General features: G+C 71.8%; 17 protein-coding genes. 4 read left to right on the top strand and 13 right to left on the bottom strand.

Going from position 1 to position 18,941, the window contains the following annotated elements:
- Positions 1–51: 51 nt before the first annotated feature.
- The 4 genes from E0W78_RS11005 to E0W78_RS10990 form a co-directional block, all read right to left on the bottom strand.
- A complete protein-coding gene (locus E0W78_RS11005) occupies positions 52–1,593 on the bottom strand; it encodes an ABC transporter ATP-binding protein (RefSeq protein WP_242686316.1) in 1,542 nt (513 codons plus the stop codon).
- Between the two features lie 95 nt (positions 1,594–1,688).
- Positions 1,689–2,747, bottom strand: a complete 1,059-nt coding sequence (locus E0W78_RS11000) for a BMP family ABC transporter substrate-binding protein (RefSeq protein WP_207392722.1) — start codon at positions 2,745–2,747, stop codon at positions 1,689–1,691.
- A gap of 111 nt (positions 2,748–2,858) precedes the next feature.
- Complete coding sequence (locus E0W78_RS10995) at positions 2,859–4,031, bottom strand: amidohydrolase (RefSeq protein WP_131403999.1); 1,173 nt, start codon at positions 4,029–4,031, stop codon at positions 2,859–2,861.
- Positions 4,032–4,092: 61 nt separating this feature from the next.
- Positions 4,093–4,530, bottom strand: coding sequence for an SRPBCC family protein (locus tag E0W78_RS10990; protein WP_131403998.1), 438 nt, complete (start codon positions 4,528–4,530; stop codon positions 4,093–4,095).
- Between the two features lie 77 nt (positions 4,531–4,607).
- On the opposite strand from E0W78_RS10990, the gene E0W78_RS10985 reads away from it, so the two are divergent.
- The gene (locus tag E0W78_RS10985) at positions 4,608–4,907 is read left to right on the top strand and encodes a hypothetical protein (protein WP_131403997.1); all 300 of its coding nucleotides are present in this window, start codon (positions 4,608–4,610) and stop codon (positions 4,905–4,907) included.
- Positions 4,908–4,911: 4 nt separating this feature from the next.
- On the opposite strand, the gene E0W78_RS10980 is transcribed toward E0W78_RS10985, so the two are convergent.
- The 5 genes from E0W78_RS10980 to E0W78_RS10960 form a co-directional block, all read right to left on the bottom strand.
- Positions 4,912–6,219: an MFS transporter gene (locus E0W78_RS10980; RefSeq protein WP_242686315.1), complete on the bottom strand. Its 1,308-nt coding sequence runs from the start codon at positions 6,217–6,219 to the stop codon at positions 4,912–4,914.
- Positions 6,216–6,629 carry a MarR family transcriptional regulator gene (locus tag E0W78_RS10975; RefSeq protein WP_131403996.1) on the bottom strand — a complete coding sequence of 138 codons (414 nt, stop codon included), beginning with the start codon at positions 6,627–6,629 and terminating at the stop codon, positions 6,216–6,218. The genes E0W78_RS10980 and E0W78_RS10975 overlap by 4 nt, the downstream gene beginning before the upstream one ends.
- A gap of 131 nt (positions 6,630–6,760) precedes the next feature.
- Positions 6,761–7,507: a succinate dehydrogenase/fumarate reductase iron-sulfur subunit gene (locus E0W78_RS10970; protein WP_019143512.1), complete on the bottom strand. Its 747-nt coding sequence runs from the start codon at positions 7,505–7,507 to the stop codon at positions 6,761–6,763.
- Complete coding sequence (locus tag E0W78_RS10965; RefSeq protein WP_131403995.1) at positions 7,504–9,459, bottom strand: fumarate reductase/succinate dehydrogenase flavoprotein subunit; 1,956 nt, start codon at positions 9,457–9,459, stop codon at positions 7,504–7,506. The genes E0W78_RS10970 and E0W78_RS10965 overlap by 4 nt, the downstream gene beginning before the upstream one ends.
- Positions 9,460–9,462: 3 nt before the next feature.
- On the bottom strand, positions 9,463–10,179 hold the full coding sequence (locus E0W78_RS10960) for a succinate dehydrogenase cytochrome b subunit (RefSeq protein WP_019143514.1): 717 nt from the start codon (positions 10,177–10,179) through the stop codon (positions 9,463–9,465).
- Between the two features lie 82 nt (positions 10,180–10,261).
- Here E0W78_RS10960 and E0W78_RS10955 point away from each other — a divergent pair, with 82 nt between their 5' ends.
- Entirely contained in the window at positions 10,262–11,155 is an 894-nt protein-coding gene (locus E0W78_RS10955) for a LysR substrate-binding domain-containing protein (protein ID WP_131403993.1), read from the top strand.
- Here the strand turns inward: E0W78_RS10955 and E0W78_RS10950 are convergent.
- Both E0W78_RS10950 and trpS read right to left on the bottom strand, forming a co-directional pair.
- On the bottom strand, positions 11,152–11,670 hold the full coding sequence (locus E0W78_RS10950) for a 2'-5' RNA ligase family protein (RefSeq protein WP_131403992.1): 519 nt from the start codon (positions 11,668–11,670) through the stop codon (positions 11,152–11,154). The genes E0W78_RS10955 and E0W78_RS10950 overlap by 4 nt on opposite strands.
- Before the next feature lie 4 nt (positions 11,671–11,674).
- The gene (gene trpS, locus E0W78_RS10945; protein ID WP_131403991.1) at positions 11,675–12,697 is read right to left on the bottom strand and encodes a tryptophan--tRNA ligase; all 1,023 of its coding nucleotides are present in this window, start codon (positions 12,695–12,697) and stop codon (positions 11,675–11,677) included.
- Positions 12,698–12,748: 51 nt separating this feature from the next.
- Here trpS and galK point away from each other — a divergent pair, with 51 nt between their 5' ends.
- Positions 12,749–13,846, top strand: coding sequence for a galactokinase (galK, locus tag E0W78_RS10940; RefSeq protein WP_165570479.1), 1,098 nt, complete (start codon positions 12,749–12,751; stop codon positions 13,844–13,846).
- Between the two features lie 7 nt (positions 13,847–13,853).
- Here galK and E0W78_RS10935 read toward each other — a convergent pair whose 3' ends face one another.
- Complete coding sequence (locus tag E0W78_RS10935) at positions 13,854–15,992, bottom strand: glycosyltransferase (RefSeq protein ID WP_131403989.1); 2,139 nt, start codon at positions 15,990–15,992, stop codon at positions 13,854–13,856.
- Positions 15,993–16,090: 98 nt separating this feature from the next.
- Between E0W78_RS10935 and E0W78_RS10930 the strand changes: the two genes are divergently transcribed.
- The gene (locus tag E0W78_RS10930) at positions 16,091–17,104 is read left to right on the top strand and encodes a hypothetical protein (RefSeq protein ID WP_131403988.1); all 1,014 of its coding nucleotides are present in this window, start codon (positions 16,091–16,093) and stop codon (positions 17,102–17,104) included.
- Here the strand turns inward: E0W78_RS10930 and E0W78_RS10925 are convergent.
- Entirely contained in the window at positions 17,101–18,930 is a 1,830-nt protein-coding gene (locus E0W78_RS10925) for a glycosyltransferase 61 family protein (protein WP_165570478.1), read from the bottom strand. The genes E0W78_RS10930 and E0W78_RS10925 overlap by 4 nt on opposite strands.
- Positions 18,931–18,941: the final 11 nt, after the last annotated feature.

Below are 18,941 nucleotides of genomic sequence, written 5' to 3'. Positions count from 1 at the left end.
GGTACGGAAGTCCGCCCGTGAGGCTCTGAACGGGTCGCTCGCTGCGCTCGCTCATCGGTTGTCTCCTTCTGCGGCGCCGGTCATCGCGGAGCCGAGGTCCTCGGGGGTCACGTGCTCGGGGTCGAAGCTGCGGACCAGTCGACCGCGCAGCAGCACCGAGATGGTGTCGGACAGGCCGATGAGCTCGTCCAGGTCGGCCGAGATCAGCAGCACGGCCAGGCCGTCGCGGCGGGCGCGCTTGATGTGGCCCCAGATCGCCGCCTGGGCGCCGACGTCGACGCCGCGGGTCGGGTGGGCGGCGATGAGCAGCACCGGGTCGCCGGACATCTCGCGTCCGACGATGAGCTTCTGCTGGTTGCCGCCGGACAGGGCGCGGGCGAGCGTGTCGATGCCCGGGGTGCGGACGTCGTACTCCTCGACGATGCGCTGGGTGTCGGTGCGGGCGCCGGCGCGGTCGACGAGCGGGCCCTTCACGACCGGGCGGCGGGTCTGGTGGCCCAGCACGCGGTTCTCCCACAGCGGGGCGTCCAGCAGCAGGCCGTGGCGGTGGCGGTCCTCGGGGACGTAGCCGATGCCGGCCTCGCGGCGCTCGCGCGTGGAGCGTCCGGTGAGGTCGTCGCCACCGAGGGTGACGCGGCCGGTGACGCCGGGGCGCATGCCCATGATCGCCTCGACGAGCTCGGCCTGGCCGTTGCCCTCGACACCGGCGATGCCGAGGATCTCGCCCCGGTGGATGGTCAGGTCGATGCCGTCGAGCAGGCGGCGCTCGCTGCCCGGGGCGTAGAGCGTGAGGTCCTGGACGTCCAGGACGACGACGTCGGTGACGGTGGACGTCTCGGTGGCCGGGCTGGGCAGCTCGGAGCCGACCATCATCTCGGCCAGCTGGCGGGACGTGACCGACCCGGCGGGGACGGTGTCGACGGTCGTGCCGCGGCGGACCACGGTGACCTCGTCGGCGACCGACAGCACCTCGTCGAGCTTGTGCGAGATGAACAGGACGGCCAGGCCCTCGGCCTTGAGCTCGCGCAGGTTGTCGAACAGCTCGTCGACCTCCTGCGGGACGAGCACGGCGGTCGGCTCGTCGAGGATGATCACCTTCGCGCCGCGGTAGAGGACCTTGAGGATCTCCACGCGCTGGCGGGCCCCGACGCCGAGCTCCTCGACGAGCACGTCGGGGTCGACCTCGAGGCCGTAGGTGCCGGCGAGCTCGAGGACGCGGCGGCGCGCACCGTCGCCGATGCCGTGCAGCTTCTCGGCACCCAGGACGACGTTCTCGAGCACGGTGAGGTTGTCGGCCAGCATGAAGTGCTGGAAGACCATGCCGACGCCCGCGGCGATCGCGTCGGCCGGCGACGACAGGTTGACCTGCTCGCCACCGATCTCGATCGTGCCGGAGTCGGGCTTCTGGACCCCGTAGAGGATCTTCATGAGCGTCGACTTGCCGGCGCCGTTCTCACCGACGACGGCGTGGACGGTGCCGCGACGCACGTCGATGTTGACGTCGTGGTTGGCCACGACGCCGGGGAAGGTCTTGCCGATGTCACGCAGTCGGACGACCACCTCGCCCGGGGGCGCGGTCACGGAGTCGCTCACGACTCTCCTCTCTCGGGGGCTCGGACGGGGCCGAGGGACAAAGCCGGGCCCGGGGGTCACGGTACGCGACGCCCCGGGCCCGGGTCAGAGCCGGATCACGGCTTCGTGGGGACCTCGATGGTGCCGTCCACGATCTGCTTCTTGTAGTCCTCGAGCTGGTCGGCGACGTCCTTGAGGTGATCGCCGGTCGTCGAGTAGCCGACGCCGTTCGACTCCAGGTCGTACACCTGCGCGCCGGTCTTGACCGCACCGTCGTGGACGCTCTTGAGGAACTCGTGCACCGCGACGTCGATGTTCTTGACCATCGAGGTCAGGATGATGTCCTTGACCGAGTCGTCGGCGGTGAGCGCCTGGTCGGAGTCGACACCGATGGCCCAGCCGTCGGCCGCCTTGGCCGCCTCGAACACGCCGCCGCCGGAGCCGCCGGCCGCGTGGTAGACGATGTCGGCGCCCGCGTCGAACATGCCCTCGGCCGCGGTCTTGCCCTTGGCCGGGTCACCGAAGCCGCTGAAGTCCGGCGGCTGCGTCAGGTAGCGGGTCTGGACCTTGATGTCGGACTTGACCGCCTTGGCACCGGCGATGAAGCCGGCCTCGAACTTCTGGATGAGCTCGGTCTCGACACCACCGACGAAGCCGACGTTGCCGGTCTCGCTCTTGAGCGCCGCGGCCGCACCGACCAGGAACGAGCCCTGCTCCTCGGCGAACAGCAGGTTGGTGATGTTGTCGCCCTCGACGGCGTCGTCGACGATCGCGAAGCTGACGTCCGGGTTCTCCGCGGCGACCTTGCCGACCGACGCGCTGTAGGCGAAGCCCACCGCGACGACCGGGTTGTAGCCCGCGTCGACGAGCTCCTGCAGGCGACCCTCGCGAGCCGACTCGGCCTCGCCGTCCTGCGCCTCGGCGGTCTGGAAGTCGAAGCCGAACTCGCAGGCGGCCTGCTTCATGCCCTTCGCGGCGGAGTCGTTGAACGACTGGTCGCCCTCGCCGCCGACGTCGAAGGCCATGCCGACCTTCATGTCGTCGGTCTTCTCGACGCAGTTCTCGCCACCGGTCTCGGTGGACGCGGAGTCATCGCTCTTCTTGGAACACGCCGCACCCGCGAGCACGAGTGCGACCACGCCGGCGACGGCGGCGGTTTTGGTCAGACGACGCAAGATGTTTCCTCCTCAAGGACGGAGGCCCGCCCGGGCCCCAGGAGGCACCCTAACCTCCGGAGTTCCCCGGCCTTGCACGGTCAACCAAGTTGTAACAATCGACGGTCGGCGTCACGCCTGGATGGCCGCGCAGGCCATGACCCGCGCCCCGACGCCGATGGCGGCCTCGTCGACCCGCAGGTTGCCCTGGTGCAGGTCGTAGGTCGGGCCGTCCGGCGTCCGCGTGCCCAGCCGGCCCATGGCTCCGGGGATCGACTCGACGTACCAGGCGAAGTCCTCGCCGCCGAGCGACTGCATCGTCGTGGCGACCGCCGCCGGGCCCAGCGCGTCGGCCACGGCCTGGCGCAGCAGCTGCGTGGCGCCGAAGTCGTTGACCACCGGCGGGACGCCGCGCGTGTAGTGCACGTCGGCGCTGACCCCGTAGGGCTTGACGATGTCGCTGATCAGCCCGCGCACGAGGTGCTCGGCCTGGTGCCAGGCGTTGGCGTCGAGCATGCGCAGCGTGCCGCTGAGCTCGCCGCTGGCCGGGATGACGTTGGCAGCGACGCCCGAGCGCACCTGGCCCCACACGAGGCTGGCGCCCGCCCGCGGGTCGAACCGGCGCGACAGGGCCGCCGGCAGCTGGGTGATGAGCGAGCCGAGCGCGTAGGTGAGGTCCTCGGTCAGGTGCGGGCGCGAGGTGTGGCCGCCGCGGCCGCTGAGCGCGATCGTGATGCGGTCGGACGCTCCGGTGATCGGTCCCTCGCGCAGGCCGACGCGGCCGACGTCCAGGGACGGGTCGCAGTGCAGGGCGAAGATGCGGGTGACGCCGCGCAGCGCACCGGCCGCCATGACCTGCAGGGCACCGCCGGGCATGACCTCCTCGGCGGGCTGGAACAGCAGCCGGACGCGGTTCGGCAGCGGCGTCTCGGCATCGACCTCGGCGAGCGCGAGCGCGGCCCCGACGAGCGCCGACACGTGGACGTCGTGGCCACAGGCGTGCGCGACGCCGGGGACGGTCGAGCGCCACGGGTCCTTCGTGGTGTCCTCGAGCGGCAGTGCGTCCAGGTCGGCGCGCAGGCAGACCAGGGGCGCGTCCTCGGGACCGATGTCGGCGGTGAGACCGCTGTCGCCGAGCCGGACGTGGCCGATCGAGGCCTTGTCGAGCCAGGACGCGACCACGTCGGTGGTGCGCTCCTCCTGCCACGACAGCTCGGGATAGGCGTGCAGGTCGCGGCGCAGGGAGACCAGGTCGGGGGTCAGACGCTCGACCGCGTGCTGGATCCGCTCGGCCGACGTCGTCATGCGTCCAGGGTATCCCTCGGTCCGGGGGTCGGTCCGCTCGTCCACGGGGCGGGACCGCCGCTCAGGCGACGCGGCGCTCGAGCACGCGCGTGAGCTGGGCGACCGTCTCGTCGGCGAGCTTGTCCAGCTTGCCGCGCAGGACGACCGAGGCGACCTGGTGGACCACCGGCTTGAACCGGAAGTCGGCCCGGTAGTGGACCTGCGTGCCGGCGCCGGACGCGGTGAGCATCAAGGTGTCCTTCGTCGTCGCGCTCTTGTTCGTGCCCCGGAAGACCACGCGCGTCGGCGGCCGGTGCTCGACCGTCTCGTAGGTGAGCTCGGTCGTGCGGCCCATGAACTCGGACGTGTTGGCGTACGTCGTGCCGACGCCGCCGTCGCCCGACGTCCGGGTGGTGCGGACGGTGCCCGGGTCCCACTCGTTGGTGTGCTCGAAGTCGGCGAGGTAGGCGAAGACCTCGTCGACCGGGCGGCTGACGGTGAAGGTGCGCTCGACGTGCATGCGCCGACGCTAGGGGCGCCCGGCGCCGCCCGCACGTTCGCGCGGACGCGTGCGGCTCGCGCGACTACCGTGGTGGCATGTCCGGGTTCTCGATCACCTACACGGTCTTCACGCTGCTCGGGATCCTCTTCCTGGCCGCCGTGCTCGGCGGCTGCGTCTGGGTGATCGCGCGCAACTTCCGCGAGGCCCGGCGCCACGGGCTGGACCCGTTCACGCTGCAGACGACCGCATACTCCCGCGTGCTCACCAGCCGCCTGGTCGAACCGCCCCGATCGCTCGAGGACCGGCTGGCCCAGATCGACGACCTGCACGCCCGCGGCGTCATCGACGACGAGGAGCGACGCGCCGCCCGCGCCTCCGCCCTCGCCGACCTCTGAGGCCTCAGGACGCCAGCGACGCGGCCTGCTCGGCCCGCTCGCGCCCCGTCGCCAGCACCGCCGGGCTGACCGGACGGCGCCAGCGCAGCGTCACCGCGTGCTGGCGCAGGTACAGCGCCGCCGCGAGGCCGACCGCCACGAGCACGATGCCGCCGCCGACGAGCAACGACCAGCGTCCGCCCATCTCCTCGCCGACCCAGCCGATGAACGGCGAGCCGATCGGGCCGCCGCCCATGAAGACCATGAGGTACAGCGCGGCGACGCGTCCGCGCATCTCCGGGTCCGACGTCATCTGGATCGTGGCGTTGGCCGCGGTGACCATGGTCAGCGCGCTCAGGCCCACGAAGGGCAGGATCAGCGCGTACGTCGTGTAGGTCGGCATGAGTCCCGCGGCGATCTCGAGCACCGCGAACACCAGCGCAGCGCCGACGACCAGCCGCAGCCGCGGCTTGGCCCGGCGGGCGGCGATCAGCGCGCCGGCCAGCGAGCCGATCGCCATGATCGAGCCGAGCACGCCGTACTCCCCCGCCCCCTTGCCGAACACGTCCGTGGCCATGAGCGCGCTGGTCATCTGGAAGTTCATGCCGAACGTGCCGACGAAGAAGACGGTGACCAGGGTCAGCACGAGGTCCGGTCGCGAGCGGACGTAGCGCACACCGTCGCGCACGGCGCCCTTGCCGCGCTGCGAGACCGGGGCCGGGCGCAGCTGGTCGACGTCCAGGCGGGTCATCGACCACAGCACCGCGAAGTAGCTCAGGCCGTTGACCAGGATCACCCAGCCGGCGGCCGCGGCGCCCGAGCCGAGCGCGGCGATGAGCAGGCCGGCGACGGCCGGGCCGATCATGCGGGCGGCGTTGAACGAGGCCGAGTTGAGGCCGACCGCGTTGGGCAGGTCGTCGCGCGACACCATCTCGCCGACGAACGACTGACGGGCGGGCGCGTCGAAGGCGGTCGCGACGCCGAACAGGAACGCGATGACGTAGACGTGCCAGGTCTGCACGACGCCGGTGACGGCCAGGACGCCGAGGACGATGGCCGGGGCGGCCATCGCGACCTGCGTCCACATGAGCACGCGGCGCTTGGGGAACCGGTCGGCGACGACGCCGGCCAGCGGGGAGAAGAGCAGGGCGGGGAGGAGCTGGAGCCCGGTCACCAGGCCGAGGGCCGTGCCGCTGCCGGTGAGGACCAGCACCAGCCAGTCCTGGGCGACGCGCTGCATCCACGTGCCGACGTTGGAGACGATCGCCCCGGCGGCGTAGGTGCGGTAGTTGGGGACGGCCAGGGCCTTGAAGGTGGGACTCGTACGGATCACTCGCTCTCGGAAAGACGGTCGAACAGGACGGACGCCTTGCGCAGCAGGGCTCGCTCGTCGGCGGACAGGTCGCGCATGCGCCGGTCCAGCCAGGCGTCGCGCCGGGCCCGCTCCTCGGCGAGGACGTCCTCGCCCTTGTCCGAGAGCCGGACCAGGACCTGGCGGCCGTCGTCGGGGTGCGGCTCCCGCAGGATCAGCCCGTCGTCGACGAGGCAGCCGATCGTCCGCGTGACCGAGGGCGGGCTGACCCGCTCCCGGTGGGCGACCTGCGACGGGGTGCAGGGACCCATGAGGCGCACCGTCCCCAGCACCGACAACTGCGTGGCGGTCATCGCCGAGTGGCGCTCCTGCCGCAGTCGACGGTTCAGCCGGGCGACGGACGTCGCGAGCTTCTGCGCATCGGTAGGCACTTAGTTAGCATAGTTCATTACCTGTGCTAACTAAAGTCGCGGGCCGGTGCCCTTGCTCACCCGTCCGCGCACGCGACGAGGCCCCCGTCCGCCGCAGCGGTCGGGGGCCTCGTCGTGGGTGGTGCGAGCCGTCAGGCCTCGCCGCGCGAGAGCGCGCCGAGCAGGTCGCGGTTGAGCCGCGCGATGGTCGACAGCGGGATGCCCTTGGGGCAGGACGCCGTGCACTCACCGATGTTGGTGCAGCCGCCGAAGCCCTCGGCGTCGTGCTGCGCCACCATGTTGATGACGCGCGAGTCGCGCTCGGGCTGGCCCTGCGGCAGCAGGCCCAGGTGCGTCACCTTGGCGGCGGTGAACAGCATCGCCGAGCCGTTCGGGCAGGCCGCGACGCAGGCGCCGCAGGCGATGCACGTGGCGGCCGAGAACGCGTCGTCCGCGTCGTGCTTGGCGACGGGGGCCGCGTTGGCCTCCGGGGCCGAGCCGGTCGGCGCGGAGATGTAGCCGCCGGCCTGGATGATGCGGTCGAACGCGCCGCGGTCGACGACCAGGTCCTTGATGACCGGGAACGCCTTGGCGCGCCACGGCTCGATGTCGATGTGGTCGCCGTCCTTGAAGCTGCGCATGTGCAGCTGGCAGGTCGTGGTGACCTCGGGACCGTGCGCCAGGCCGTTGATCACGATGCCGCACATGCCGCAGATGCCCTCGCGGCAGTCCGAGTCGAACGCGATCGGGTCCTCGCCCTCGAACGTGAGCTGCTCGTTGAGCACGTCGAGCATCTCCAGGAAGGACATGTGCTCGCTGACGCCGTCGAGGGCGTACGTGACCATCTTGCCCTCGGCCTCGGCGTTCTTCTGGCGCCAGGCGCGAATGAAGATCCTCACTTGTAGCTCCTCGCCTTCATCTCGATGTACTCGTACGTGAGCGGCTCCTTGTGGAGGACCGGCTTGTCACCGGCGAACTCCCAGGCCGCGGCGTACGCGTACTCGTCGTCGTGTCGGAGGGCCTCGCCCTCCTCGGTCTGGCTCTCGGCGCGGAAGTGGCCGCCGCAGGACTCGGCGCGGTTGAGCGCGTCGATGCACATGAGCTCGCCGAGCTCGATGAAGTCCGCGACGCGACCCGCGCGCTCGAGGGCCTGGTTGAGCTCCTCGTTGACGCCCGTGACCTTCACGTTCGTCCAGAACTCGTTCTTCAGCTCACGGATGAGCCCGATGGCCTTGAGCAGACCCTCCTCGGTGCGCTCCATGCCGCAGTACTCCCACATGATGTGGCCGAGCTCCTTGTGGATGGAGTCGACCGAGCGCGTGCCGTTGATGCTGAGCATCGTCTGGACGCGATCCTCGACCTCGCGCAGCGCCTCGACGACGGCCGGGTGGTCGTCGCCGATGGGCTCGAACGGGCCGGCGGCCAGGTAGTCCGGCAGCGTCGACGGCAGGACGAAGTAGCCGTCCGCGAGGCCCTGCATGAGCGCCGAGGCGCCCAGGCGGTTGGCGCCCTGGTCGGAGAAGTTCGCCTCACCGGCGCAGTACAGGCCCGGGATCGTGGTCTGCAGGTCGTAGTCGACCCACAGGCCGCCCATGACGTAGTGCACGGCCGGGTAGACGCGCATGCCCGTCTCGTACGGGTCCTCGCCCGTGATGCGGGCGTACATGTCGAAGAGGTTGCCGTACTTGGCCTCGACCGTCTTGCGGCCCATGCGCTCGATCGCGTCGGCGAAGTCCAGGTACACGCCCAGGCCGCCGGGACCGACGCCGAAGCCCTCGTCGCACGCCGTCTTGGCCGCCCGCGAGGCGATGTCGCGGGGCACGAGGTTGCCGAACGCGGGGTAACGACGCTCCAGGAAGTAGTCGCGGTCCGCCTCGGGGATCTCGCGCGGGTCCTTCTCCAGGTCGGCCTTGTTCTTGGGCACCCAGATGCGTCCGTCGTTGCGCAGCGACTCCGACATCAGGGTCAGCTTCGACTGGTAGTCGCCGGAGACCGGGATGCAGGTCGGGTGGATCTGCGTGAAGCACGGGTTGCCGAAGTAGGCGCCCTTGCGGTGCGCGCGCCAGGTGGCCGTGACGTTCGAGCCCATCGCGTTGGTCGACAGGAAGAACACGTTGCCGTAGCCGCCGGTGCACAGGACGACGACGTCGGCGGTGTGCGCCTCGATCGCGCCGGTGACCATGTCGCGCGTGACGATGCCCCGGGCCTTGCCGTCGACCAGGATCACGTCGAGCATCTCGTGGCGGTCGTAGTTCTTCACCGTGCCGGCCGCGACCTGGCGCTCGAGCGCCTGGTAGGCACCGAGCAGCAGCTGCTGGCCGGTCTGTCCACGGGCGTAGAAGGTGCGCGAGACCTGGACGCCGCCGAACGAGCGGTTGTCGAGCAGGCCGCCGTACTCGCGGGCGAACGGGACGCCCTGGGCGACGCACTGGTCGATGATGTTCGCCGACACCTGCGCGAGGCGGTAGGTGTTCGACTCGCGGGCGCGGAAGTCGCCACCCTTGACCGTGTCGTAGAACAGCCGGTAGATCGAGTCGCCGTCGTTGCGGTAGTTCTTCGCGGCGTTGATGCCGCCCTGGGCGGCGATCGAGTGGGCCCGGCGCGGGCTGTCCTGGTAGCAGAACGTCTGGACGTTGTAGCCCTGCTCGCCCAGCGACGCGGCCGCCGCGGCGCCGGCCAGGCCGGTGCCCACGATGATCACGTTGAGCTTGCGGCGGTTGGCCGGGTTGACCAGCCTCGCGTTGAACTTGCGGGTGTCCCAGCGCTGCTCGATCGGGCCGCCCGGCGCCTTGGTGTCGTGGATGTCCGTCCCGAGGTCGAACAGGTCGGGGAAGGCGGAGGTGTCAGTCATGCGTCAGCTCCCGAGTCCGAAGAAGAAGATGGCGGTGGGCGGCAGCAGGAAGCCGACCACGATGACCAGGGTCAGCACCCAGGCCAGCGCGGTGAGGCGGCTGCCGCGACGGGTGTCGGCGCGGTTCTGGCCCAGGGACGTGAACGCGCTCCAGATGCCGTGCCACAGGTGGAAGCCGACGGCGAGCATCGCCACGACGTACGAGAGGTAGACCCACCAGATCTCGAAGCCGTTGACCACGCGCTCGTAGGGGCTGTCGCTGGCGCCGCCGGGGTGGATCTGGTTCCCGGTCAGGTGCAGCAGGTGGTAGACGATGAACAGCGCGATGACCAGGCCGCCCCAGCGCAGCGTGAACGTCGCGTACGAGCGCTGCACGCCGCGGCGGTTCTGCTTGGAGTGGTAGCGGGTGCCGTTCTTGTACCCGGCCGCCTTGCGGTCGCGGACCGCCAGGCGCACCGCGGAGTAGACGTGCAGGACGACCGCGGCGAGCAGCACCACTCGGACGATCCACAGCAGGCCCTCGTGCGGGAGCATCGGCTCGCCGAAGGTGCGCAGGTGGTGCGCGTACTCGTCGAACCCGTCCTGGCCGGCGAAGACCTTGAGGTTGCCGTACATGTGCAGCAACAGGTAGCCGACCATGATGAGACCGCTGACGGCCATCGTGTACTTGAGGACCACCGTCGAGCGGCGGGCGCGCTTCAGTGCAGGCAGAGTGACCACCGGCTCACGGTACGCCAGGCCCTTCGATACGCGCCAAGTTCGACTGAGGCTCACTTTCATAGCCGTTGGCTATGATGCGACGGTGCACCTGCAGCAGCTGGCCTACTTCGTCGCGGTCGCCGAGACCCGGCACTTCACCCAGGCGGCCGACCAGAGCGGCGTCTCCCAGCCCAGCCTGTCCAAGCAGATCCGCGTGCTGGAGAACTCGCTGGGCACGCCGCTGTTCGTCCGCGACCGCGGCGGGGTCGAGCTGACCAGCGCCGGCGAGGCCCTGCTCCCCCACGCCCGTCGCATCCTCATCGACGTCGAGGCGGCCCAGCGCGCCGTGCACGAGGTCGCCGGCCTGCGCCGCGGGCTCGTGCGCGTCGGCGCCACGCCGAGCCTCTGCGACGCCGCGCTCGCCGAGGGCGTCGCGCGCTTCCACCAGCGTCACCCGGGCATCGACCTCGTGGTCGAGGAGGGCGGCTCCCGGCTGCTCACCCAGGCCCTGGTGCGCGGACGCCTGGACGTGGCGCTGCTCATCGCGCCGCTGGCCGACTCCCACGACGACATCGTCACGACGTCCGTCCTGCGCGAGCGGCTGGTGCTGGCCAGCCCGGTCGACGCCGACGTGCCCGAGACGATGGACGTCGCCGACCTGCGCGACGTGCCGCTCGTGATGTTCCGCGAGGGCTACGACCTGCGCGACGTCACCCTCATGGCCTGCCGCCGGGCCGGGTTCAGCCCCCGCATCGCGCTCGAGGGCGGCGAGATGAGCGCCGTGCTGCGCTTCGTCGAGACCGGCCTGGGCCACGCGGTGGTGCCGTCGATGGTGCTGGCCAACCGCCCGCAGCTGCAGGCCACGCCGCTGACCAACCCGGTGCTGGAGCGGACCGTGGCCATCGCGCACCGCGACGTGGGCTCGATGCCGCTGGCCGCGCGGGCGTTCACCGAGGAGCTCGCCGAGCACCTCGCCGAGCTCGAGCAGCCGGTCTAGGAGTCGCCGCGCAGCGCGTACGTGCGGCGCGGCACCCAGCCGGCCGGGCCCTCGTCCAGGTAGAGCGCGAACTCGGTGACGGTGAAGTCGGCGCTGAAGTCGGCCAGGTCGGCGTAGGCCCGGTCGAGCGCCTCGTCGTCGAGGTTCTGCGCCACCGTCACGTGCGGGTGGAACGGGAACGACGGCTCGGGCGCCTCGATCTTGGCGCGGATGCGCTGGGCGAGCATCTCGGTGTAGGAGATGCCCTGGCTGACGGCGACGAACACCACCGGCGAGACCGGCCGGAACGTGCCGGTGCCCCGCAGGCGCATCGTGAACCGCGGCAGCGCGGCGGCGGCGTCCTCGAGCGCGGAGTCCAGGCAGGCGAGCCGGTCGTCGTCCACCTCGGTCGGCGGCACGAGCGTGACGTGGCTGGGGACCGTGCGGGCCATCGGGTCGCCGAACTCGGCCCGCTTGTCGCGCAGCAGCGACCCGTGGGGCTCGGGGACGGCGATCGAGACGCCGATGGTCGCCACGACGTCAGCCCCGCTTCACGAAGCCGGAGCGCTCGTAGACCAGGTCCAGCGTCGTGGACGCCACCGCGCGGGCCTTCTCCGCGCCGGCGGCCAGGATGCGGTCCAGCTCGCCGCGGTCGCCGAGCAGCTCGCGCGTCCGGTCGCCGAAGTCGCCCACGAAGTCGGCGACCAGGTCGGCGAGCGCCACCTTGAGGTGGCCGTACTGCTGGCCGGCGTACTCCTCGACGATGCTGTCGACCGGGCGGTCGGTGAGCGCGGAGTAGATGGTCAGCAGGTTCGAGACGCCCGGCTTGGCCTCCCGGTCGAAGGTGATCTCGGTGCCGGAGTCGGTGACCGCCGAGCGGATCTTCTTCGTGACCTGCTTGCGCGAGTCGTTCAGGTCGACGACGCCGGCGTGCGAGACGTTCGAGCCGCTCATCTTGGCCGTCGGGTCCTGGAGGTCGTAGATCTTCGCCGTCGCCTTGACGATGTGCGCCTCGGGGACGGTGAACGTCTCGCCGAAGCGGTGGTTGAAGCGCTGGGCCAGGTTGCGGGTCAGCTCCACGTGCTGGCGCTGGTCCTCGCCCACCGGCACCTTGTCGGCCTGGTAGACGAGGATGTCGGCCGCCATGAGGATCGGGTAGGTGAACAGCCCGACGCTGGCGGCCTCGGTGCCCTTCTTGGCGGTCTTGTCCTTGAACTGCGTCATGCGGCCGGCCTCGCCGAAGCCGGTGATGCCGTTCAGCACCCAGGCGAGCTGGGCGTGCTCGGGCACGTGGCTCTGCACGAACAGCGTGCTGCGCTCGGGGTCGACGCCGGCGGCCAGCAGCTGCGCGGCCGCCACGTACGTCCGCTCGCGCAGCAGCGCCGGGTCGTACTCCACGGTGATCGCGTGCAGGTCGGGGATGAAGTAGAAGGCGTCGAAGTCCTCCTGCAGCGCCACCCACTGCTTGAAGGCGCCGAAGTAGTTGCCCAGGTGGTAGGAGTCGGCCGTGGGCTGGGCGCCGGAGAGCGCGCGCGGACGAGCCGGGGTGGGGACCGAGGACATGTGTGCATTCTGCCAGTCGCCGCCGGGGCGCCCACCGCTAGGCTCGGCCGGGTGAACGGGGCGGAGCAGGTGCAGCAGTGGTCGGTGCCCGGGCGGGTCAACCTCGTCGGCGAGCACCTCGACTACAACGGCGGGGCCTCGCTGCCCATCGCCATCGACAAGGGCTTCACCGTCAAGGTGCGTCCCCGCCCCGACGAGACGGTCAACGTCTGGAGCGCCGGCCAGAAGGCCTCCTTCCCCGTGAGCGTGCAGCCCGGCGACGTCCAGGGCTGGGCCGCGTACGTCGCCGGCACCGTCTGGGCCGCGCGCGAGGCCGGCCACCGCGTGGGCGGCGTCGACCTCGTCCTCGACAGCGACCTGCCCTCCGGCGCCGGCCTGTCGTCGTCCGCCGCGCTGACCTGCGGCGTGGCCGTGTCGCTCGACTCGCTGGGCGACTGGCAGCAGGGCCCGACCGACCTCGCCGTCCTGGCCCGCCGCGCCGAGAACGACTACGTCGGCGCCCCGACCGGCCTCATGGACCAGCTCGCCGTCATGCACGGACGCCGGGGCCACGCCGTGCGCGTCGACACCGCGACCGAGCCGCCGTCCGTCGAGGTCGTCCCGATCGACTGGGAGTCCGCCGGCCTGGTCCTCGCGGTCATCGCCACCGGCGTCAACCACTCGCACGCCGACGGCGGCTACGCCGACCGGCACGCCGAGTCCCGCCGCGCGGCCGAGGCGCTCGGCGTCGAGCACCTGGCCCAGGTCGGTCTCGACGCGCTGGTCACCCTCGACGACGAGACCCTCAAGGCCCGCACCCGGCACGTGCTCACCGAGAACGCGCGGGTCAAGGCGTTCGTCCGGGCCTCCGCCGACGGGTCGTGGGCCCAGGCCGGCACGATCCTCACCGCCTCGCACGCCTCGCTGCGCGACGACTACCAGGTCAGCGCCGCCGAGCTCGACGTCGCGGTCGACACCGCGCTCGAGGCCGGCGCCCTCGGCGCCCGCATGACCGGTGGCGGCTTCGGCGGCAGCGCGATCGCCCTGGTCGAGCGCGACAAGGCGGCCGCCATGGCCTCGGCGGTCGAGGCGGCGTTCGAGCACATGAGCTGGAAGAAGCCCCAGGTCTTCCCGGTCTCCCCGGCCGACGGCGCCCGCCGCACCGCCTGACCCCGCGTCAGAGCGCGGCCGGCGCGAGCGCGTGGTCGCGCACGATGCTGCGCAGCACCCGCACGGCGCCGTCGACGTCACCCAGCTCCGAGCGGTAGGCCACCTCCTGCGTGCTCAGCACGCTGCCGGGCTCGACGATCGCCCAGACGTCCGACCCGCTGCCGCGGTAGTCCGACCACTTCGACGGCAGGTACGGGTTGACGTCGTAGATGCCCCGGGTCCGGGCGTCGTTGACCAGGAGGACGTCCATCTGGGTCGTGAGGTTCAGGAACTCCAGGTAGGGCACGTACGGTCGCGCGAACACCACGTCGGAGAGCCCGCGCTCGGCCATCTCGGCCTCGACCCCGGCCGGGTCGGACGTGAACACCCGCACGGCGACGTGCGACCGCTCCTCCGGCGTGAGGGCCTCCAGCGCCGCCACGACCTCGCCGAGCCCACGGGTCGCGTAGAAGACGCCGAAGTAGGCCAGGTTGACCCGGCCCGGGATGCGACCGAGGGCCGTCGGCACCCGCTCGTAGAACTCCTGCGGCAGGGTCGGGTGGGGGTGGACCTCGGCCTTCGCGGCGACGCGATCGGCGAGCGCCCGGTCCGGCAGGTAGCCGAGCATCAGCTCCTGCTGACGCGGGTTGGTGAAGTGCACCTCGTCGGCCAGCTCGTAGCCCAGCAGCTCCACGATCTCCGGGACGGTCAGGACGTCGACCTCGTCGGGCACCTGCACGCCGCGCTCGCGCAGCGCCTGGATCAGCGTCCGCGAGATGCGGCCGGGTCGCACGAGGTTGGTCCGGCACGCGCCGTTGGAGTCCCAGACCATGGGGTCGGAGAACTCGGCCACCCACCGGGTCTCCGGCCACTGCAGCTTGACCAGGGCGGCCAGCACGTGGGACCCAGGCAGCATGGCGCGGCTGTAGACCGTCCGATACGGGCCCTTCTCGGCGACCCAGCGCTCCACCACCTCCATGCCCCGCAGGCAGAACGCGTCGAGGTAGGGCCAGTGGAAGGCCGTCACGGGCGAGTGCACCTCGGCGTGACGGCCCACGACGTCGTCGACCACCATCCACGCCGTCGTGTCGACCGCCCGGATGCCCTCCAGGGCGTTGGACACGACGTCGACCATGACCCCGTGACCGAGCAGGCGCCGGCCGGCCACCGACGCGCTGGTGTCCGAGTAGGGCGCGAACGCGTAGAGGATCGCCAGGTCCTGCGCGACGTCGGCCTGGAGCAGGCGGCGGTCCACGACGTCGCCCAGTCCGCGCCGGCGCAGGTCGTGCCCGACCCGTGGGACGTCCTGCGGGTTCTGCGTCAGGTAGCGGCGGGCGTGACCGGACTGGGCCGAGACCAGCCCGGCCCGGAGCCGCTCGGCCCGGGGATCGACGGGGCGGGCCGCCGCGAGACGCTCGATGACGTCCAGTCGCTCCGTGACGGCGAAGTCGTAGGTGAGCTCGCGCCGCGACACCGAGTCCGGGCGCAGGGCCCGGAAGTACGTGGCCCCGGACTCGACCGAGCACACCGCGAGCCGGAACGGCGCGTGGGCGTAGAGCTCGTTCCAGTAGACGAGGTCCTCGCCACTGCGCAGGTCCTCGTCGAAGCGGGCCGCCCGGGCCAGCTCGACCGGCGCGAGCTTCGCGGCGACGAAGCCCACGGGCGTGGTCCGCCCCTCGAGCTCGACGACCCGGCCCTCGTGGGCCACCAGGTAGTCCTCGATGTAGTTGCGGTAGCTCGGCGCTCCGAGCCTCCCGTCCGCCGTCACCGGCACGTCGGCGACGTGCGCGATCGGCACCACCCCGGGGGCGGCGAGGCTCAGCAGCGTCTCCAGGGTGGACGGGGCCAGCCAGTCGTCGTCGTCCACGAAGGTGACGTGCTCGCCCGTGGCGGCGGCCAGCCCGAGGTTGCGAGCCCGCGAGGCTCCGGCCCGTCCGTTCTGCAGCACCCGGACGCGCAGTGCGGGCGCCTCCTCCCGCACGGCGTCGATCTCCCGTCGGGACCCGTCCAGCGGCCCGTTGAGGACGACGACGACCTCGATCTCGGCGTCGGGCAGGGTCTGCGCGGCGAGCGATCGCAGGCACCGACCCACCACCGCCTCCCCCCGGTACGAGGGCACGATCACCGAAACCCGCGGTCGCCCTGCGGTGGCCGGTCCGGTCTCCATGTCGACCCCTTCGCGGTGCTCTACGATGACTCGGGCATCGAGCCGAACGCAGTCTAGGTGAACGTGGCTGCGGCCTTCCGACCACGAGGAGAACCTCCGTGTCTCGCGCCATCCACGTGACCCTCCTGGCCGCTGATCCCGCCGCCACCGTCGGACGCCTCGGCGACGCCGCCGACGAGGTCTCGGTGGTGACCGACCCCGAGGCGCTGGTGGCCTCGCCGGAGTCCGTCCTGGTGGTGTCGGGCGCCGTCGAGGCCGGGCTCGTGCGTGCCGCGGCGGCCCTGCCCTGGCGGTCCGTCGTGCTCGACCTGGGCGCCGCGACGGACGCCGAGACCCTCGCCTCGCTGGGCCCCGCCCGTCCACTCCAGTCCCGCTGGATCGGGCACCTGCCGGTGGTCTCGCTCGAGCTGGGCGGCACCACCGACCTGGACCCCGTGGCCCTCACCGCGGTCAGCACGCTGCTGCGCGACCGTCGTTCCGAGCACGAGACGCTGCGCCGCCAGTACTTCCTGCTCGAGGCCGACCGGCGCGAGCACGTCGCCGCCGTCGACCGGCTGGAGGCCGACCGCGAGCACTGGACGTCCGAGGTGGAGCGACTCACCGAGCGGGCCCGCCGGGCTGAGCGGGGCCGCCGCAAGGCGCGTACGGAGCTGGACCGACTGCGGCGCAGCCGCGCCGTCCGCATGACCGCCCTGCTGCGCGGCCTGCGTCGTCGCGTGCCCGGCGGCACCGCCGGACTGGCCGTCGTCCTGGCCGGAGCGGCGGTCGTCGCCCTGGCCGCGGCGGCGCTGGTGACCTGGCTGGTCGCCGAGACGGGTCACGCCGGGCTCGCGGCTCTCGGCGTCCTGACGCTGGCCGGGCTCGTCGTCACGACCGCCGTCCTCGCCCGGCTCCTGTCGGCGCAGGGACGGCGCGCGCGGACGGCCGCCGAGACCGAGGCCGAGCGCGCGCGGCTCGCGTTCACCGAGCTGCGCCGCGGTCAGCGGTCGGTCCGCAAGCGGGTCATGACGCTCGACGCCACCCAGGAGGACGTCGTCCAGCGTCTGGCCCGGCTCGAGCTGGCGCTGACGAACCTCGACGTCCGGTCCGACCGCGCGGACGACCCCGCCTAGCCCTCCGGGTGGAGCCAGGCCAGGCACTCCTCGAGGCTGTCCAGGTCGACCACGAAGTCCGAGCCGATGTCGGGCGCCTGCCCGGTGCTGCGGTCGGCGGTGCCCTGCAGGCCGCGGTAGCGGCCCTGCTTGTGGCACACGAGGTCGTAGAAGTAGTCGTGCTTCATCGTCTCGGTCGCCAGTGCCAACACGGAGACCTGCTGCGGCGAGAACACCAGGTTGGTGAAGGCCGCGCCCATGTTGCCGACGATGCTGTCGGCGCCCGAGAACGCGGCGATCTGCTCCCGCAGCGTCAGCTTCTCCGGCTCGACCATCTCGTACCCGAAGTCCGCGAGTCGCGCGAGCACGGCCTCCTCGTTGAGCAGCCGCCGGCGCGAGTACCCGTTGCGCGACACGTAGAGCCGGCGGTCGGTGCCCGGCTCGACGGTGGAGGCCAGGTCCTCCAGGAAGCGGATGGCGAAGGGCGACTTGCGCACCGGGTGACGCGCGATCGTGCCGGGCACGATGATCCGCTCGAACGACAGGGCGCCCACCTCGGTGAACATCACCTGGTCCTCGCCGATCCCGGCGAGGGCGAGGGAGTCCAGGACGACCTGGCGCATCGCGTCGCTCGTCTGGACGTTGACCACGTACGTGCACGCCGCGCGGTCGACGAAGCCGTCCAGCAGACCGACCTTCGGCAGCGCGTCGACCAGCCAGTGCCCGTAGTTGCGGTCCCAGGTCTGCTTCAGCAGCACCAGGTGCCTGCCCTCCTCGGGGGCCGGGACACGGCGCCGCGGGACGTCCCGCTCGACGACCCACCGGTCCTCGCCGAAGGGCCGGTAGAGGTTGGACGACCGACGGATGTTCTGGGCGCAGTTCAGCGTCTCGGCCAGGATCTTGCGGTCCTTGGTGGCCGCCGGCCCGAACCCGTGCACGAGCACGTCGGTGAACTCCGCGGAAGCGGCCGGCTCGAACGCGACCGGGCCGGATCCGGTCAGCGAGCGGAACGCGGCGTCCACCGCCGGCGAGGCGTCCACGAGCTCGGCCGGGATGCGCTCGTACGGAGCGCCCACGTCGGTGATCCAGGGGTCGCTCGTGACGTCCGCGACGCTCGCCCGCCGGTACCAGGGCTGGCGGTGCGAGCGCTTGCGCAGGACCACCGACCGGCCGAGCATCACGGCCGAGTCGACGGTGTTCCGGAAGTAGGCCTCGAAGTCGTCCGCCGGCGGGTCGGCCCGGTCGGCGGCCACCAGCGACCGCACGAGCCCGGCGACGAAGTCGTAGGCCGTCTCGCCGTCCGGGGTGCCGTAGGTGCGTGCGTAGTCCTCGCCGAAGCTGGTGTGGATGTCCTCCACGATGAACATGCCGCCGGGTCGCACGGCCGGCCACAGGTCGCGCAGGGTGTCGATCTGGTGCTGCCAGCGGTGCGAGCCGTCGTCGACCACGACCGTCGGGCGGTACTTGGTGCCCAGCTTCTGGATGAACGCCCGGTCGCCCTGGTTGCCGACCCGCACGGTGACGCGCTCGTTCTCGAAGCGCTTGCACGCGGGGTCGAGGTCGACGCCGACGATGCGGCCCCGGGAGAAGTACTCCTCCCACATCCGCAGGGACGAGCCCTGGTGGACGCCGATCTCGATCATCGTGATCTCGCGGTCGCGCAGGTGGCCCAGCTCGCGGTCGTAGACCCGCAGGAAGTCGTGCAGCGTCGAGGACTTGTCGGTGCCCGTGCGCAGCCCGATCTCGTCCAGGGTCGGACGCTGCGGGGGCGCGTCCGGCTCACGACGGGAGCGGACGCGCGAGAGCCTCGCGCGCCAAGGACTCTGCTTCGACGGTGTCGTGGTCACCTGGCGATCCT

Source organism: Aeromicrobium sp. IC_218 (assembly GCF_004336805.1).
Taxonomy (GTDB): Bacteria; Actinomycetota; Actinomycetes; order Propionibacteriales; family Nocardioidaceae; genus Aeromicrobium.
Note: the sequence above shows the minus strand (reverse complement) of the source record. Positions and strands in the feature narration are given on the sequence as shown.

Excerpts from the sequence above, each read along its gene's own strand:
- E0W78_RS10995 (WP_131403999.1), bottom strand. The coding sequence starts at position 4,031 with ATGACGACGTCGGCCGAGCGGATCCAGCACGCGGTCGAGCGTCTGACC.
- E0W78_RS10990 (WP_131403998.1), bottom strand. The coding sequence starts at position 4,530 with ATGCACGTCGAGCGCACCTTCACCGTCAGCCGCCCGGTCGACGAGGTC.
- E0W78_RS10985 (WP_131403997.1), top strand. The coding sequence starts at position 4,608 with ATGTCCGGGTTCTCGATCACCTACACGGTCTTCACGCTGCTCGGGATC.
- E0W78_RS10965 (WP_131403995.1), bottom strand. The coding sequence starts at position 9,459 with ATGACTGACACCTCCGCCTTCCCCGACCTGTTCGACCTCGGGACGGAC.
- trpS (WP_131403991.1), bottom strand. The coding sequence starts at position 12,697 with ATGTCCTCGGTCCCCACCCCGGCTCGTCCGCGCGCGCTCTCCGGCGCC.
- E0W78_RS10935 (WP_131403989.1), bottom strand. The coding sequence starts at position 15,992 with ATGGAGACCGGACCGGCCACCGCAGGGCGACCGCGGGTTTCGGTGATC.